Raw genomic sequence first — 14,228 nt, 5'->3', positions numbered from 1 at the left:
CGCCCGGATCGATCCGACCCGGCGCCCTCGACCCTATTCGGCCGGTCCGAATCGCGTCAGGCCCAGCACGCCATCCGGATTCATCACGCGCTCGATGCGTCCGGACAACTGCAGACTCGCGGGATCGCTCAACTGCCAGTAGGCCTGCTGGATCTGCGGCCCCACGCCGTGTTCGGCGCTGAAACTACCGCCCATGCGCACCGCGATTTCATTGACGCCGGCGCGCAGGCATTCCATCGCGGCCGCGTCCAGCACAGGTGCGTCGTGCGGCCAGACCAGATTGAAGTGCAGTCCGCCATCGCCGAGATGACCGAAGTCGGCCACTTGTGCCTGCGGGAAGTGAGCCGCCAACCACGCCGCGCCTTCGGCACGGAAACGCATGAAGTGCTTGCGCGGCAGTGAGAGATCGAAGCCGATCACCTTGCCGTGTTCGCGCAGGCCTTCGCTGATGCTGTGGCGCGCTTCCCACACGTCGTGGTCGGCGCCGATCACCGCGTCGGCGACGCGACCGGTTTCGAATTCCTGCTCCAACAACTGCTGCAACAGCGCTTCCAGATCCAGGCGCGCCTGCGAGAGTTCGCTCGATAGTTCGATCAGCAGCGCGTACTCGGGCGCGTTGCCGTCGAACAGCGGACGCACGTTGCCGTGACGGCTGCGGTGCTGTTGCGCGGCTTCCAGCGCCGGCCTGGAAATGCCTTCGAAGGCGCTGACCAGGCCCGCCAATTCGCTCTGCATCACGCGCTGGTAGAGCGGGAATACATCGTCGAGACTGCTGGGCGCGACCAGCGTCGCAGCGCGCTGGCGCGGCAGTGGATGCAGCTTCAGCGTGGCCTCGGTGATCACGCCGAGCGACCCGGAGCTGCCGATAAAGAGGTGCTGCAGCGCGAGCCCCGCATTGTCCTTCTGCAGGCCGCGACCGGCGTGAACCACTTCGCCATCGGCGAGCACTGCGGTCAGCGCCAGCGTGTTGGCGCGCACATCGCCGTAACGCAGCATGCGGGTGCCGCCGGTGTTGTGCGCCAGCATGCCGCCGACGCTCGGATCGGCGCTGAGATCGATCGGGAAGAACAGGCCGTGTTCTTCCAGACGCGCGTTGATTTCCGACAGCTTGTAGCCGGCCGAGACCACGAGTGTGCGATCCAGCGGATCGAATTCGAAACGACCGCGCAGGCGATCGGTCGCCAGCAGCACATGACGCTCCGCGTCGGTCGGCGTGGCGCCGCGCACCAGGCCGGTGTGCGCGCCCTGCGGCACGATGGTGAGTCCACGCGTCGCGGCCAGCTTCACTAGCGCGGCGATCTGCTCGGTGGTGCCCGGCCGCACCAGGGCGGCAGCGCGGCCCGACGCATAACGCGCCGGCTCCAGATAACGCGGCTCGATGGCCGCGCCATCGACCGCGTACTCGGCACCGCCGCAGATCGTGCGCGCGGCATCGAGGAAGGCTGCCGACATCAGCAGGCCTCGGCGGCTTCAGCCATTTCGGTCATCTTGAAGATGCCGGTCGCATTGCCGGCATCGAAACGCAGATCGAGGCTCGCACCATCGTTCTCGCGCTGGATGAACTCGTGGAACGAACCCGGCACGGTCTGGGTGATGACGTGGCCTTCGTGCAGGAACTGGCGCTGCACCTGCGCGGCGCGGAACGCGGTCTGGCGCACGCGACCGGAACGCGACACTTCGATGCGGTCCTTGATCGTGCGACCGAGCGTGCGCTGCCGCTCGGCCAGCGTCTCGATATCGGTGACGCGATCGGTCGCGTGGTTGAACGCATTGCCTTCAGTGGCGATCCACGCCATTTCGGCGGATTCGCGCTTGAGCAGCTCGTAGTCGTCGAGCGAGAACAGCGGATGCTGGCGCTCGAAGCAGCTCAGCAGGTGCGGCAGCAGGGCCAGCGCTTCGGCGAGCGGCAGACGGCCGTCGCGCGACAGGCGCTCCAGCGCGGCCGTGTCGGCCGCCGACAGCGGATCGCGCGAGGCGCCGACCACGCGGCTCACCGCGGCCTGGAATTCACCGGAGAACTGCTCCGGATGCAGCTCGGAGACAAAGAACTGCGCAATGTCTTCGGGGAAATCCTGGTGACGCCAGCTGCGACCGGTCATGTTGAGCTTCGGCAGCGGATAGGTCTCCGCGTGCACGAAGCCCAGCGGACGCAGCACGCGGGTGATCGCGGCTTCGCCCGGCGGCAGCGCGCCGCTCGGCCAGGCCACAGTGCGCAACGCGCCGTGATCGAACACCACGCTGTTGCCGGTGCGGCGGCAATCGGCGACATACGCCGCGCCTTCCGGCACGCGCTGCATCACACCGACGAACAGCGCCATATTCAGCGCCTGCGCCATCTCCGCCCGGGTGACAAACGGACCGACCGGCTCGACCAGGGTCGGGGCGACATGCAGTTGTTCGAAGGCGTTGAGCGCGCCAGCCTCGCCGAGCACGCTGCTCAGCAGGCGGAAGAGACCGGTATCCAGCATCGTTGTCACTCTCTTAAGACCAAAGCCAGGACCCGCGCCCCGGGCGAATGCTCACGAGGGCGATGCAGCGACAGTCGGGAAGGCGGTCGGCGTGCGGGCGGCCCACTCTAGGGATCGGGCCCGTCGAAAAAAAGCGCGACATCGTCGAAATAAATGAATGTTTCGACGATATGACCGATACTTGCTCCATATCGTCAAAGAGCAGGGTTCGGTCATGAGCGCAGCTGCCCGGGACAAGATCGATCGCCAGCTGATCACCCTGCTGCAGGCCAACGCCCGCATCAGCAATGCCGACCTGGCCCGCAAGCTCGGCATCGCCCGCACCACGGTGGTGGCCAAACTGGCCAAGCTGGAGGCGACCGGCGTGATCGTCGGCTACACAACCAAGCTCGGAGGCGAGGCGCAGCAGGATCGCGGCGTACAGGCCTTCGTCGGCATCACGGTGCAGCCGCGCGCCGGGCGCGAAGTCACCAAGAAGCTCGGCGGCTTCCCCGAAGTACGCCAGCTGGCCTCGGTGAGCGGCGAATTCGACTACATGGCGGTGCTGCACGCCGAATCGACCACGCGCCTGGATGCGCTGCTGGACGAGATCGGCGACATCGAGGGCGTGATCAAGACCACCAGTTCGGTGGTGCTGGCGATGCGGGTGGATCGCAGCGCCTGATCATGCCTGCACATGAAAACAAACCCCGGCGCGTGGCCGGGGCTTGCGATTGCAGCGGAATCAGAACGTCACGCTCCAGCTGTTGATATAGCCGGTGTCCTGCGAGGCATTGTCGGTTACGCGCAGCTTCCAGTCGCCGTTGAGCGCTTCCGTCGACAGATCCCTGGTGTAGGTCTCGACGATGTTGTCGGCACTGCCGCCGGTGTTGCTGCGCAGGTTGTAGACCGTGCCATCCGGCGCGATCAGGTCCAGCTTCAGGTCGCCGACGTAGGTGTGCACGATATTCACCGAGATGGTCGCGTTGCTCGGCGCATTACCGGTGCGGCCCGACACCGTGATCGGGCTGCTGATGCCCGTCGCGTTGTTGTCCGGGATGTTGTAGTCGGTCGCATTGCTGTACGTCTGAGGGCAACTACCGGTGCACGGATCGGTGTAATTGCCGACAAGGCTGACACCGCTGAAGCCGGCGTAGGCCTTCAGGCGGACGTAGTAAGTGCCCGCCGACGGCGCAGCGAACGTGCAGGTTTCGGCATTGCCGGTCTTGTACGGACGGCAGTCGTACACGCTGTCGGTCGGTGCACTACCGAACTTCACGTACATGTCGGCGTCACCGGTACCGCCCGACATGGTGAAGGTCAGATTGGTGGCCCCGGCCGGCACGACCATCGTGTAGTTCAGCGACGCACCCGTGGCCGCCGCGAGATTGGTCTTGGCCACGCCCTTCTGCAGCACGGTGTCGCTGGTGTCGGACACGGCCACCGACTTGGTGACACTGTGGGTCGCACCACCGTTATCGGTCACCGTCAGGGTCACGTTGTAACTGCCGGCGGCTGCGTACGCGTGCGACGGGTTCGTGGCGGTCGACGTGCTGCTGTCGCCGAAGTCCCAGCTGCGCGAAACGATGGTGCCGTCGCTGTCGGTGGAGCTGTCGGTGAATGTCGCAGTCAGCCCGCTGGTGGTGAAGCTGTAGTTGGCTACCGGCGGTGCATTGACCGGGCCGCTCACGGTTACCGTCTTGGTCGTCGTGTTGGTCGCGCCGGCGTTGTCGGTGACGGCCAGTGTGACGGTGTACGTACCCGCAGCGGCATACGTATGCGAGGGATTGGTGCTCGGCGAAGTCACGCCATCACCGAAGTTCCAGCTGCGCGAGGCGATCGTGCCATCGCTGTCGGTCGAGCTGTCGGTGAACGTCGCGGTCAGGCCGCTGGTAACGAAGCTGAAGTTCGCCACCGGCGGCACATTCGTCGGCGTGCCCTTGGCGTTGCAAGTGCCGGTGAAGGTGTCGGTGTAGCTGTTGTCCGACGGCACGAAGTCGCCGGTGTAGCCGGTCGCGGTCAGGGTCAGCTTCAACACACCGTGGGTGTTGGCGTTGCTGGCTTCAAGCAGGCCGCTGCTGCCGGTGATGCCGTAGAACGCGCGGCCGCCGGTGCCGACCAGGATCTGGCGCAGGCCGTCGGACTTGGCCACCTTGCTGCCGTCCATCTTGGCGTAGCGTTGGTAGTTGTGGTCGTGACCGACCAGGACCAGATCGGCATGCGCCGCATACAGCGCGTCGTACAACGGCTTCACCTGGCTGTAGCCGGTGTAGTTGCCCACGCTGATCAGCGGATGGTGGAAGTACGCGGCCACGCACGGCTTGGCGGTCGCGGCGAGATCCGCCTTGAGCCAGTCGATCTGGGTGGTGGCGACGGTGCCGCCGGACATGGTGTTGAGCGCGATCAGGTGCCAGTCGCCGACGTCGTAGCTGTAATAGCCCTTGCTGCGATCGCCGGCCGGGCCGGTCTGGTTGCCCACGCCGTTGAAGTAGTCGAAGTAACCGGTGGCGTTGGTGGTGTTGTAGTCGTGGTTACCCGGCGCCGGGCTGGTCAGCGCCTTGAAGCGGCCCCACGTCGGGTTGTAGTTGCTGTTGTATTCGCTGAGCGTGCCGTTGGTGTAGGCGTTGTCGCCGGCGGTGAACACCGCGGTCGGGTTGATGCTCACGATCAGGTCGGAGGTGCCCTGACACTTGGTCCCACTGCTGTCGCAGATGTCGCCGGCGCCGGCGACCACGACCGAGGTTAGTGCCAGCGCCTGGGTGCCGAAGCTGTAGCTGTCGACCTTGTAGGAACTGTCGGCGCTGCCGAAGTACGGCTGGATGTCGACGCAGGAACCGCGCAGGGCACGCGCGGAGAAGCGGCGGTCATTCCACTGCTCGCCGGAGAACACATAACGATCGCCGCCGGAGCTGCGCAGCACCAGCGAGTCGTAGCTGTGCAGTTGCAGGTCGGCGAAGTTGAGGCGGATCCACTTCGCGTTCGGTTCGCACACGCGCGTGGGCGCGGCAGCGGCAAGCAAACCTTGTGTCGAGAGCGTGCGCGTCTGCGCATTGTCTTCGGTCAACTGCAGGATGCGCTGCTTGGCCTGGGCGGCCGGCGCGAATCCGAGTGCGCACAACAGCAATCCTTGCAGCAGCCAACCTTGGCTGGTCTTCATGATGGATCCCCGATGAAAGTGATGGCGAAACCTGCCCCCCAGACAGGCGCTGCCCCCGCTGGGCGGGGGCAGACCGGGCGCATGGTTGGCAGGCAGCGATGACAACCGCGTGAAGATCCGGTGACGTCGTGCCGGAACCGTGGACCCGGTCATGTCCAATGACGCCGAAGGGCTCCCACCACCCCCGCCCTCCGCCAAAAAAAGCAAAGGGCCGATCCGCGAAGATCGGCCCTGCTTGCTTGTGACTCGGTAGCGCGGCTACTTCGACGGTGCCGAACAGAACTGCTCGAACCCCTGCGGCGTGTTTTCGAAGCCCTTCGCCTTGGCGAGTTCCCACGGACGTTCGCACTGGTTGGTGCGCGCACACCACGAATAGCCCGCGGATGGAATGCAGCCATGCGCGTCGCGATCGGAACCCGGCATCGCGGGCTCGGTCTTTCCGGCATCGGACGCTGCCGGCAACGGAACCCCGGTCGCGGGGACCAGCGTGATATCCACCGCGCCACCCGGATTGTGGCTGCGGATTTGAAACGTGCCCGCATCCAGTTTGACGACGTCGGTGGGATAAGCGATGCCTTCCTCGACCATCGTCAGCTTGCCGTCTTCGTAACGCCATTGCCCATGCATCGGGGTGCCATGGGGCGAGTCGATCACCAATTCCCCGTTGGCAAGGAACGCGTACGTGCTGCCCGGTTCGCCTGCCGAAGACGATTGCACACGCCACACCTTGCCCGCGAAGTCTGTCTGCACCGAGGGAGCGGCATCCGCCGGTGTTAATGCAGGCGTCGCGGCAGATGCGGGTGTCTCCGCGGGCTTGGGTTCGGCGACCTTGTTCGGAGTTGCGGCGGGCCGACAAGCGGACAGTACGGCGATTGACGCGATCAACATCAATTTGCGCATGACAGCTCCTTGCGTGCGGGCAAATCCCGGATGGATAGCCAAACGGCGAATCAACAGGACATGAAATGCAGGCGCGGCCTCTACTGCGCCAGGTCGCCATACTCGGTGTAGATCACGCGTTGCACGGCACCCGATGGCACGGCGTCGCCAACCTTCAATTCGCCCGCCTTCGATTCACCCTGCAACGACAGGCGCACGGCCTGCCCTTCCACCGGTGGCGACGCGAGCTGCACGACCTGATCCATGTCCGGAGCAGCTTCGATGCGATGCGCGAGGAAATGCTCGCGGCCGCGACCGAAAGCAATCCACTGCGTCGGATCCGGCGCATGTCCGGGATCGAAGCGGCGGAAATGGACGATGCGCCGCACCTTCACTGCGATGCCCTGCCGGATCGGCGTACCGCCGCGCTCGAAGTGGCCTCGATACAGGTCGGCGCGGAAGCTCGCACCCTCGACGATGGTGTTCGGTAACACCCAACGTCCCGTCGGCACGAGGGTGTAGTAGGTATCCGCGTGCGCCGCACTGTCGCGGCGGTAATCAGCGAGCACTTTCGCATCCAGCGTGGCTTCGAAGATCAGCTGGTAGTTGTGCGGCACATGGAACATCGGCAGATGCGACAGATACACCACATCGGTGCCGACCACGAGCATGCCGTGCGATCCCGGCGGATCCGACGATGGCGCGCGCCCTGGCAGCAGGTCGCCCGCCATCGCCAGCGGCATGGTCGCGAAGAAAAGCAGCCACAGCACCAACCCACGCATCATTTCGCCGTTCCAGGGAAGACCAGGCGCAAGTGTAGGCCGAGCGGCTACGCCCTGCTGCCCGAACCGTTATGGGCTTTGCGCCGCCCCCAACGACGAACGAACACGCGCCCGCCGGCACTTCGATGAAGAAGCCCTCGACCTCGAGCCGAAGCCACTCATGGTCGTCACTCGTCTGCGACCGCGCATTTCAACCGGTGTACGGACCTTTCACCTCGCCCCATCCCCACTTGGGCATCGGCGCCTCCGCTTCCACTGCCGCGCCCGGCTGTGAATTGATCACCGCCAGACGCGAACCCCATTCCAGATACCCGACCAGCGCGGAACGGAATTCCGGATCGTCCGGCATGCCCAGTTCATCGGCCGTCTCCAGCAGCAGGCTCACCCAGCGACGCCTCAGCTCCTGGGTGAGATGGCGGTCTAGGTGGTGCCTGATCATCTCGGCATGGCCGCCATGCTGCCTGGAATAATCCTCGGGACCACCGAGGACTTCCGCCAGAAACGCAGCCACGTGTTCCGGATGATCCGCGCTCATGTGCCGGAATACGTCGCCCAGCGAGGCATCGGCCTGCACGTGCTGATAGAACCGAGTGGTCAGACGACGCAACGCATCGATACCACCCAGCCAGTCGTAGAGGGTTGGAACTGCTTCCGTCATGACGTGCTCCCATGTCCTGAAACAAGAAATCTGGTGTTGATTTCAAGCGCCTAAGCAGGGCCGTGAAGCGGCTTCGGCTTGAATGAATTGTCAGCCGCCGGCATGCCCAGGTGGGTTGTTGGTGTACCACTCAGCGATGCTGGGCATGTGCTGCTCAAAGTTGCCGGGTGCAGAGAAATTGAGGACCCCCGCGCGCGTAGAGCTACGGTTCTCAAAGTCGTGGGTTACGCCCGCAGGGGCCAGTACGAATGAACCTTTCGGCGCATCCACCCAGCGGCCATCGACGAGAAAGCTCATGGTGCCTTCGATGACATAGAAGACGTCATCCTCTGGATGTGAGTGAGCTCCGGGGCCCTGCGTATTGGGCTCAAGCCACCACTCTGAAATGGAATAGCGGTCTGCGGTTTCAAAACCGTCCGCCTTAAAAAGTGCCGAGATTCGACCCATTGGGTAAGCCCGCCCCTCACCGGGTGCCAGGAACAATGCCACTCGACCAGATGGTTCCACTGATGCCTCCCGTATCGTTGGTTGACGGCTAACTATCGGATTTCGGCCACAGCATCCAATTCGAGGCTAGTGGAATCCAGCTCGAACACGTGATTGTCGAAGTCGGTGAAATACAGCGCCGTATCCGACCTGGCCATCTGGAACGCATGCCCCATCTGCTCGAGCCTGCCGGCGTATGCGCCCAACTGCTCCGACGAGACCTGGAAGGCCACGTGATCGCCCAGCAGTGGCCGGCCGACATCGGCCATGGGCAGGACGAACCACGTTGTCCCCAGGCGCACATAAGTTTCATCGTGTCCGTCGGCATCGGAACGGCGCACGACCTTCGCCCCGAAGAGTTGCTGCAGGAATTCCGCAGTACGCGTCGGGTCGCGCACTACCAGAGCGATATGACTGATAGGGCCGAGCATGGTGAGGTCCATTCGAAAGTTGTCCCAAGTGCCGCCTTGCATTTGACGGTACGCCAGCGTCATGTCGATTTAACCGTGACGGCCTGCCATCAGTCACGGTACTTAAGACACGTTGCGCGACGACCCGGATCGTCGAACATCACTGCAACCCGATGAGCTCAGGACGCATCTACCAAAGGTGCAAAGCGACGCATCGGGCGACCATCGACAAGAACGTCTTCGGTGAACATCGCGTAGGGACGGACCCAGAGTCCGCCCTCTCCGTACAACGCCTTGTAGAGAACCAGTACTTCCATGGTCTCGCTGTGCCGGACGACGGCGATCACCTCGTAGTCGTTGCCCTTGTAGTGGCGATAGCGGCCCGGAGGCAGCGACGGGAGTTCAGGAAGTTCGGACATGCGGCGGATGCTAACAGCAACGACCTAACAGCAACGACCTAGCAGCATCGACCTAGCAGCAATGACATCGCGGCGAAGACGCACCAGGCGCACGCCGCTCGCAAGATTGAATACAAAGCAGGGAAAGCCACATGCAGGAAACACGTATCGACAGCTCCGTGACCCCATACGTCTGCCCCATCGCCGGAAAAACGGTCTATATCCGCCGCACCTGGAGTCTCGTGCCCGAGGGTGCCATGTCCTCGTCGGCCAAGTCGGTCTGCGACAACCAGCATCGATGCATTGCCGCCAAGCTTTGCAAATTTTCCAGCGGCGGATGACGGATCCCGCGGAATCAATCGGATCCGGTTCCATCTGCGGACCAGGCCCTGTGCGGGCCTGATCCATTGAACCGGGTCGCACCCGGTCCTTACGCCGGCTGCAGTTCCTGCACCGCGGCCTGGCGCAGCGAGCGCTCGAACTCCATGTGTTCGCGCGCCTTCTCCACCCACCGCACCGGGGCCGTTGCCGGTGGCACCGTGCTCAGCATCGTCCACGTCGGCTCGACATAGTCCACGAACGTTCCGGTCCACTGCTGCGGCGTCAGCGGCAAGGCATGACTCAGCACCGTGGTCAGATTGACGATGGAATGTCGCGACAGCTCATGCGGGAACCACTCGCCCTTCACATAGAACGACGTGAGAAAGCCATTGCCGACGGTGCGGTAGCCGAACTTGTCCGGCGGCAGCGACGGCACGTAGTCCCAGTAGTTGTAGACGCGGACGCTGTTGCTGGCGGAAATCGCATTCGCATAGGCCGTCTGCCAGCTATCGGTGCCCACCATCGGGCTGGCGAAATTGATGTTGATCGAAGCGATCGGCTGGCTGATCGCCAGATCCAGCGAGAACAGCTGGCTCAGCGCTGCGCCCAGGCTATGGCCGGTGACGTAGATCTGGGTCGGCTGGTACTTGGCGATCAGCGCGAACAGCTGCTGTTGCATCGACTGGGTCATGCCATCGCCCACGTCGTTGTAGATGCCGTAGAAACCCGAGGACACACGCGGTGTCGGGTTGATGCTGCCCTTGTTCGGTACGAAGTCGGTGGTGAGGAAGTGCACGTCTTCCCAGGCATCCAGGTCCGAATCGGTGCCGCGGAATGCGAAGATGAACGTGCCCGCGTCGACCTGCGATTGGAACACCAGGCCGTACTTCTCTTGAGATCCGGTTTCGAGGAATTCATCCCAACCGGTCCAACCGTCGACCTGTGTGTAGTTCTCGGGCGGCGTGATCGGATCGCCGCTGTAGTAGTCGTACGCCGCTTCGGATGCCACCGCGAGGGCGAGCGTGAGCGTGGGATCGAGTGTGGGCTGTGCGGAAACAGCAGAGGGCTTGTTCACGGAGTCCTTCCTTGTGATTGAGTGAGCGCAGCCGGGTGCTGCCGCCTTCCATCCAGGCACATCGTCGTGGCCTGCACCGGGCCTTCAGCGGGAAACCAGCTGCGCGGTCTCGGCAGCTTTCCCGGCAGCGAGGTTAGGCCAGACGTTGTGACAAAGACAGTGCAGTCCCTTCGCTCACACGGCTCGGCAATCACCCGTCGCAGCACATAAAAAGGGCCCCGGATTTCGTCCGGGGCCCTTCGCTCCCTCTCTCCCTCTTACTCGTGCGTTCCGGTTACTTGGAGACCGAGAACGTGCTCGTAGCCTTGGCTGTCTGGCTGCCGCTGGTGGCGTCGGCCACCAGCTGGTAGCTGCCGGCGCCGCCCTGGCCCCTGGCGGTCTTGTACGAGACCCGCGCATAGCCGCTGCTGTCGGTGGTGCCGCTCAGGACCACGCTGCCGCCGTTGACCTTGGTCACCTTGAAGCTGACCGTCGCACCCGCAACCGCCGCACTGTTCTGGAGAACGCGTGCCGAGATCGAGACGACTTCACCGGTCCGATAGGTGGCCTTGTCCGTGCTCACCGTTTCGGTGATCGGCGCAACCACCGGCGGCGGAACCGGCGCAGGCGCAGCAACCGCATAGGTGGCCGAAGCGCTCTGGGTATGCACGCTGCCCGCCGCACTGCTGGAACCAACACCGAGGCCATAGCTGCCAGCCGCCGCGGAGGTCGACGAGACCACCACCAGGGTGGCAGTAGCGCTGGCACCCGGTGCCAGGTCGAGAGCCGAGGCCGACAGCGTGCCGGTCCAGCCGCTCGGAACGCTACGCGCCAGGGCGAACGAGGTGTTGGTGCAAGCGCTGCTGTCGTTGTTCTTCAGGGTCAGGCTGTAGGTGTTCGAAGTACCGGCGGCGACGGCGGCGGTCGGACCCGTCATCGTCAGGGTCGGAGCAGCGGTGGTGCACACCGGAGCCGGCGGCGGCGGGGGCGGCGGCGGAACGACCGCAGCCTGCTTCTCATAGGCGCCCACGTCATTGGCGGCACCCGCCGGACGCTGGCCCATCACGAAGTCGGTGGTCACGGCGCTGATCATCGGCGCCTTGTCGATCACCGGGCTGCCATCGAGCGGCTCGGCATCGAATGAAGCCAGCGTCATGTTCTTCAGCGTCGGGTTCTGCGTGCAGGTGCTGCCGGACGGGCAGCTCTTCGCATTCCAACCCATGTTGCCCGAGAACGTCTTCACCGCCGGCGCGCTGCCCCCTGCAAACAGCGTGTTGCTCGCGGTGTTGGCGTAGTACGGGAAACCGACCACCAGGTTGTTCTGGACGATCACCTTGTCGGTCGAAGCGCCTTCGCCATAGGCGATCTGCGCATCACCTTCGCCGGCGATGGTGTTGTGACGCACGGTCGCGACGTCGTTGCCGGTCAGAATCAGCAGCAGCGAGCTGCCGTAGGCGCGGCACAGATCGCCTTCGGTCATGTAGTCCTTGCCGCGGAAGTAGGTGCACTGGCCGACCAGCACCGAGTTCTCGATCAGCGAGTTGCCCTTGATCTTGACCTGGTTGCCGGCGTTGGCGACCGAGTACACGCGACGCATCGTCACGGTGGTGGTGTCGGCGCCATCCATGTAGCGGAAGTCGAGACCGTCGGAGGTGTTGTGATGGACGAAGGCGTCTTCGACCAGCCACTGGCCGCCGGTATCGGTGGTACCGAAGCCGTCGCCGTAGCCGCCGGTCTGCTGCGCCCAGCACGCCCACGGCTCACCGGTGGAAACCTTCTCGCCGCAACCGTTAAAGGCGACTTCGATGTTGCGCAGGATCATCTGACCCGCGTTCGGCGCGACGGTACCGATGTTGCCGTCCCAGCCCGCGGCGCCGTTCTTGTTGATCTTGAAGCGCTCGATCGTCCAGTTGGTGAGGCCGCCGGCGTTCACGCCGTTCTTGGCCATGCCATGGATGTTGAGATCGTGCAGCCACACATTGCTGGAGGAACGCGCATACAGACCGACGCGTGCCCACGGCATGGTGCTGGTGCAGAGCGCGGCGGCCTGCGAATGGTTGTAGACGCAGTCGCTGCCGTCGGTGACTTCGAGGTTGCCGATTTCGACGTTCGAGCTGCCGTCGAGGTTGAGCACGCGGTGGATGCCACCGATGCCGATCAGCTTCGGCGCGGTGGCGCCGTTGCCGAGGATGCGGGTCTTGGCAGTCGACGAGGTGCCGCTCGGGATCGCCTGCATGTAGCCGCCGCTACCGATCTGGTAGGAGCCGGAACCGATCAGCAGGGTGTCGCCACCGGCAATTCGGGCGGAGCCGGAATTGGGAAGCGCGATATTGGGATTCTTCCAGGCGCAGTTCTGGGCGGTGCCGCTGCCCGGATACGCCGCATCGGCGCGACCGTTGCACTGGGACGCATCGCCACCATCGGCGCGCACGTAGAACGTGCTGGCGTTGGCGGCACCGAAAGCGGCCAGGCCAATCGACGGAAGAAGAAGCGAAAGGATGACCTTGGACAGCTTGCGGGTGCGAAGGGTCGCGACGTACATGGGAGGACAACTCCGTGTGATTGACGGTTGGTTGGCGCCTCCCTCAAGGCCGGGGCGGACTGTAGGGACGGGGTTTTTGCGCGTTTGTGCGTGTCGCCACACTTCGCGTGCGAAAACTTCGAGAACCGGGGCCTGATCGCGCGTAGAGCGGATCACCGGTTAGAAGTGTTCAGCTGGGAGTTGTGAATGTGAAAAATGAACAGGGAAAGCTCATTTGAACGCGGTCACAAACCGCGCCTGGAATGCGGATTTCGGGACTTGAACGGGCGCACGGACGCCATCGCGGCGAAATCGCCACCGAAGCAATGGAATGAAGCGTGCCAACCTGTGCGCTAGGTCACATTTGGTGCGGCAGCCTGAATACGCGACGGGCGCAGGGGCTCCAGGGACAGCCTGCGAAGCGTCCAGCGATTTGTAGAGCGGAGCTTGCTCCGCTGCTTTTCGTGACGTGGCAAGGCAGCGGAGCAAGCTCCGCTCTACAAGAACAGGCTGCTAACGATTACGCAGCGCGCGCTCGATACGTCGATCCGGCACCAGCCACAGCAATGCAGCCAGCACGTAGATCGACAGTGCGATCCACGGCAACCAGAACGTCGATGCGATCCCAGTCAGATAAAGCAGCGGCGAAACCCGGCCCTTCCAGTCATTGCCGAGCGCCGACTTGAGCAGGGAATTGGATCCTTCTGTCGCAATGATGGCCTGCTGCAGAATCCAGTACGCGCAGGCGGCCATCAGCAACACGACGCCATACAACGCACTCGGCCAAGCCGCGAAGTGGTTTTCGCCCATCCAGCCGGTGGCGAAGGGAAACAACGACAGCCAGAACAGCAGATGCAGATTGGCCCACAGCACCGCGCCGGACACCTTGGTCGAGGCATGCAGCATGTGGTGGTGGTTGTTCCAGTAGATGCCGACGTAGACGAAGCTGAGCACATAGCTCAGGAATACGGGCAGGATCGGACGCAGCGATGCCAACGTGTCGCCATGCGGGACCTTCATCTCCAGCACCATGATGGTGATGATGATGGCGATGACGCCATCGCTGAAGGCTTCAAGCCTGTTCTTGCCCATACCCGCCCTCCTCGCGTCCCGGA

14 protein-coding genes are annotated in these 14,228 nt (G+C 63.9%); 2 read left to right on the top strand and 12 right to left on the bottom strand.

The genetic code is table 11. The features are described from left to right. Positions 1-33 precede the first annotated feature (33 nt). The gene (locus ACYVGK_RS03630) at positions 34-1,452 is read right to left on the bottom strand and encodes an FAD-binding oxidoreductase (protein ID WP_460731869.1); all 1,419 of its coding nucleotides are present in this window, start codon (positions 1,450-1,452) and stop codon (positions 34-36) included. After that, positions 1,452-2,468, bottom strand: coding sequence for a 2-oxoadipate dioxygenase/decarboxylase family protein (locus tag ACYVGK_RS03625; protein ID WP_460731868.1), 1,017 nt, complete (start codon positions 2,466-2,468; stop codon positions 1,452-1,454). The genes ACYVGK_RS03630 and ACYVGK_RS03625 overlap by 1 nt, the downstream gene beginning before the upstream one ends. A gap of 214 nt (positions 2,469-2,682) precedes the next feature. Between ACYVGK_RS03625 and ACYVGK_RS03620 the strand changes: the two genes are divergently transcribed. Next, on the top strand, positions 2,683-3,132 hold the full coding sequence (locus ACYVGK_RS03620) for an Lrp/AsnC family transcriptional regulator (RefSeq protein WP_460731867.1): 450 nt from the start codon (positions 2,683-2,685) through the stop codon (positions 3,130-3,132). A gap of 60 nt (positions 3,133-3,192) precedes the next feature. Here ACYVGK_RS03620 and ACYVGK_RS03615 read toward each other — a convergent pair whose 3' ends face one another. From ACYVGK_RS03615 to ACYVGK_RS03585, 7 genes are all read right to left on the bottom strand, one after another. Further along, positions 3,193-5,604: a PKD domain-containing protein gene (locus ACYVGK_RS03615; protein WP_460731866.1), complete on the bottom strand. Its 2,412-nt coding sequence runs from the start codon at positions 5,602-5,604 to the stop codon at positions 3,193-3,195. Between the two features lie 258 nt (positions 5,605-5,862). Beyond that, positions 5,863-6,504, bottom strand: coding sequence for a hypothetical protein (locus ACYVGK_RS03610; protein WP_460731865.1), 642 nt, complete (start codon positions 6,502-6,504; stop codon positions 5,863-5,865). An 80-nt stretch (positions 6,505-6,584) separates the two neighbouring features. Next, positions 6,585-7,268, bottom strand: coding sequence for a hypothetical protein (locus tag ACYVGK_RS03605; protein ID WP_460731864.1), 684 nt, complete (start codon positions 7,266-7,268; stop codon positions 6,585-6,587). Positions 7,269-7,455: 187 nt separating this feature from the next. After that, entirely contained in the window at positions 7,456-7,923 is a 468-nt protein-coding gene (locus ACYVGK_RS03600) for a group II truncated hemoglobin (protein ID WP_460731862.1), read from the bottom strand. A gap of 90 nt (positions 7,924-8,013) precedes the next feature. Then, positions 8,014-8,412 (bottom strand): cupin domain-containing protein, encoded by a 399-nt coding sequence (locus ACYVGK_RS03595; RefSeq protein WP_460731861.1) that lies wholly within the window; start codon positions 8,410-8,412, stop codon positions 8,014-8,016. 50 nt (positions 8,413-8,462) lie between these two features. Further along, positions 8,463-8,852 (bottom strand): VOC family protein, encoded by a 390-nt coding sequence (locus tag ACYVGK_RS03590; RefSeq protein WP_460731860.1) that lies wholly within the window; start codon positions 8,850-8,852, stop codon positions 8,463-8,465. 146 nt (positions 8,853-8,998) lie between these two features. Next, the gene (locus ACYVGK_RS03585) at positions 8,999-9,238 is read right to left on the bottom strand and encodes a DUF1653 domain-containing protein (RefSeq protein WP_460731859.1); all 240 of its coding nucleotides are present in this window, start codon (positions 9,236-9,238) and stop codon (positions 8,999-9,001) included. A 131-nt stretch (positions 9,239-9,369) separates the two neighbouring features. On the opposite strand from ACYVGK_RS03585, the gene ACYVGK_RS03580 reads away from it, so the two are divergent. Next, entirely contained in the window at positions 9,370-9,558 is a 189-nt protein-coding gene (locus ACYVGK_RS03580; RefSeq protein ID WP_460731858.1) for a hypothetical protein, read from the top strand. Positions 9,559-9,647: 89 nt separating this feature from the next. On the opposite strand, the gene ACYVGK_RS03575 is transcribed toward ACYVGK_RS03580, so the two are convergent. From ACYVGK_RS03575 to ACYVGK_RS03565, 3 genes are all read right to left on the bottom strand, one after another. Continuing rightward, positions 9,648-10,613 carry a lipase family protein gene (locus ACYVGK_RS03575; protein ID WP_460731857.1) on the bottom strand — a complete coding sequence of 322 codons (966 nt, stop codon included), beginning with the start codon at positions 10,611-10,613 and terminating at the stop codon, positions 9,648-9,650. Positions 10,614-10,887: 274 nt separating this feature from the next. After that, positions 10,888-13,134, bottom strand: a complete 2,247-nt coding sequence (locus ACYVGK_RS03570; RefSeq protein ID WP_460731856.1) for an NEW3 domain-containing protein — start codon at positions 13,132-13,134, stop codon at positions 10,888-10,890. 492 nt (positions 13,135-13,626) lie between these two features. Beyond that, the gene (locus ACYVGK_RS03565; protein WP_460731855.1) at positions 13,627-14,205 is read right to left on the bottom strand and encodes a TMEM175 family protein; all 579 of its coding nucleotides are present in this window, start codon (positions 14,203-14,205) and stop codon (positions 13,627-13,629) included. Positions 14,206-14,228: the final 23 nt, after the last annotated feature.

It is taken from the genome of Lysobacter tyrosinilyticus (assembly GCF_054779815.1).
The sequence above is the reverse complement of the archived record's forward strand: the minus strand, read 5'-3'. Positions and strand labels throughout refer to the sequence as shown.

Bases quoted from the DNA above. Each gene is read 5' to 3' on its own strand.
- ACYVGK_RS03580 (WP_460731858.1), top strand. From the start codon at position 9,370: ATGCAGGAAACACGTATCGACAGCTCCGTGACCCCATACGTCTGCCCC.
- ACYVGK_RS03570 (WP_460731856.1), bottom strand. From the start codon at position 13,134: ATGTACGTCGCGACCCTTCGCACCCGCAAGCTGTCCAAGGTCATCCTT.
- ACYVGK_RS03620 (WP_460731867.1), top strand. From the start codon at position 2,683: ATGAGCGCAGCTGCCCGGGACAAGATCGATCGCCAGCTGATCACCCTG.
- ACYVGK_RS03605 (WP_460731864.1), bottom strand. From the start codon at position 7,268: ATGATGCGTGGGTTGGTGCTGTGGCTGCTTTTCTTCGCGACCATGCCG.
- ACYVGK_RS03590 (WP_460731860.1), bottom strand. From the start codon at position 8,852: ATGGACCTCACCATGCTCGGCCCTATCAGTCATATCGCTCTGGTAGTG.
- ACYVGK_RS03615 (WP_460731866.1), bottom strand. From the start codon at position 5,604: ATGAAGACCAGCCAAGGTTGGCTGCTGCAAGGATTGCTGTTGTGCGCA.
- ACYVGK_RS03625 (WP_460731868.1), bottom strand. From the start codon at position 2,468: ATGCTGGATACCGGTCTCTTCCGCCTGCTGAGCAGCGTGCTCGGCGAG.
- ACYVGK_RS03630 (WP_460731869.1), bottom strand. From the start codon at position 1,452: ATGTCGGCAGCCTTCCTCGATGCCGCGCGCACGATCTGCGGCGGTGCC.
- ACYVGK_RS03610 (WP_460731865.1), bottom strand. From the start codon at position 6,504: ATGCGCAAATTGATGTTGATCGCGTCAATCGCCGTACTGTCCGCTTGT.
- ACYVGK_RS03585 (WP_460731859.1), bottom strand. From the start codon at position 9,238: ATGTCCGAACTTCCTGAACTCCCGTCGCTGCCTCCGGGCCGCTATCGC.
- ACYVGK_RS03565 (WP_460731855.1), bottom strand. From the start codon at position 14,205: ATGGGCAAGAACAGGCTTGAAGCCTTCAGCGATGGCGTCATCGCCATC.
- ACYVGK_RS03600 (WP_460731862.1), bottom strand. From the start codon at position 7,923: ATGACGGAAGCAGTTCCAACCCTCTACGACTGGCTGGGTGGTATCGAT.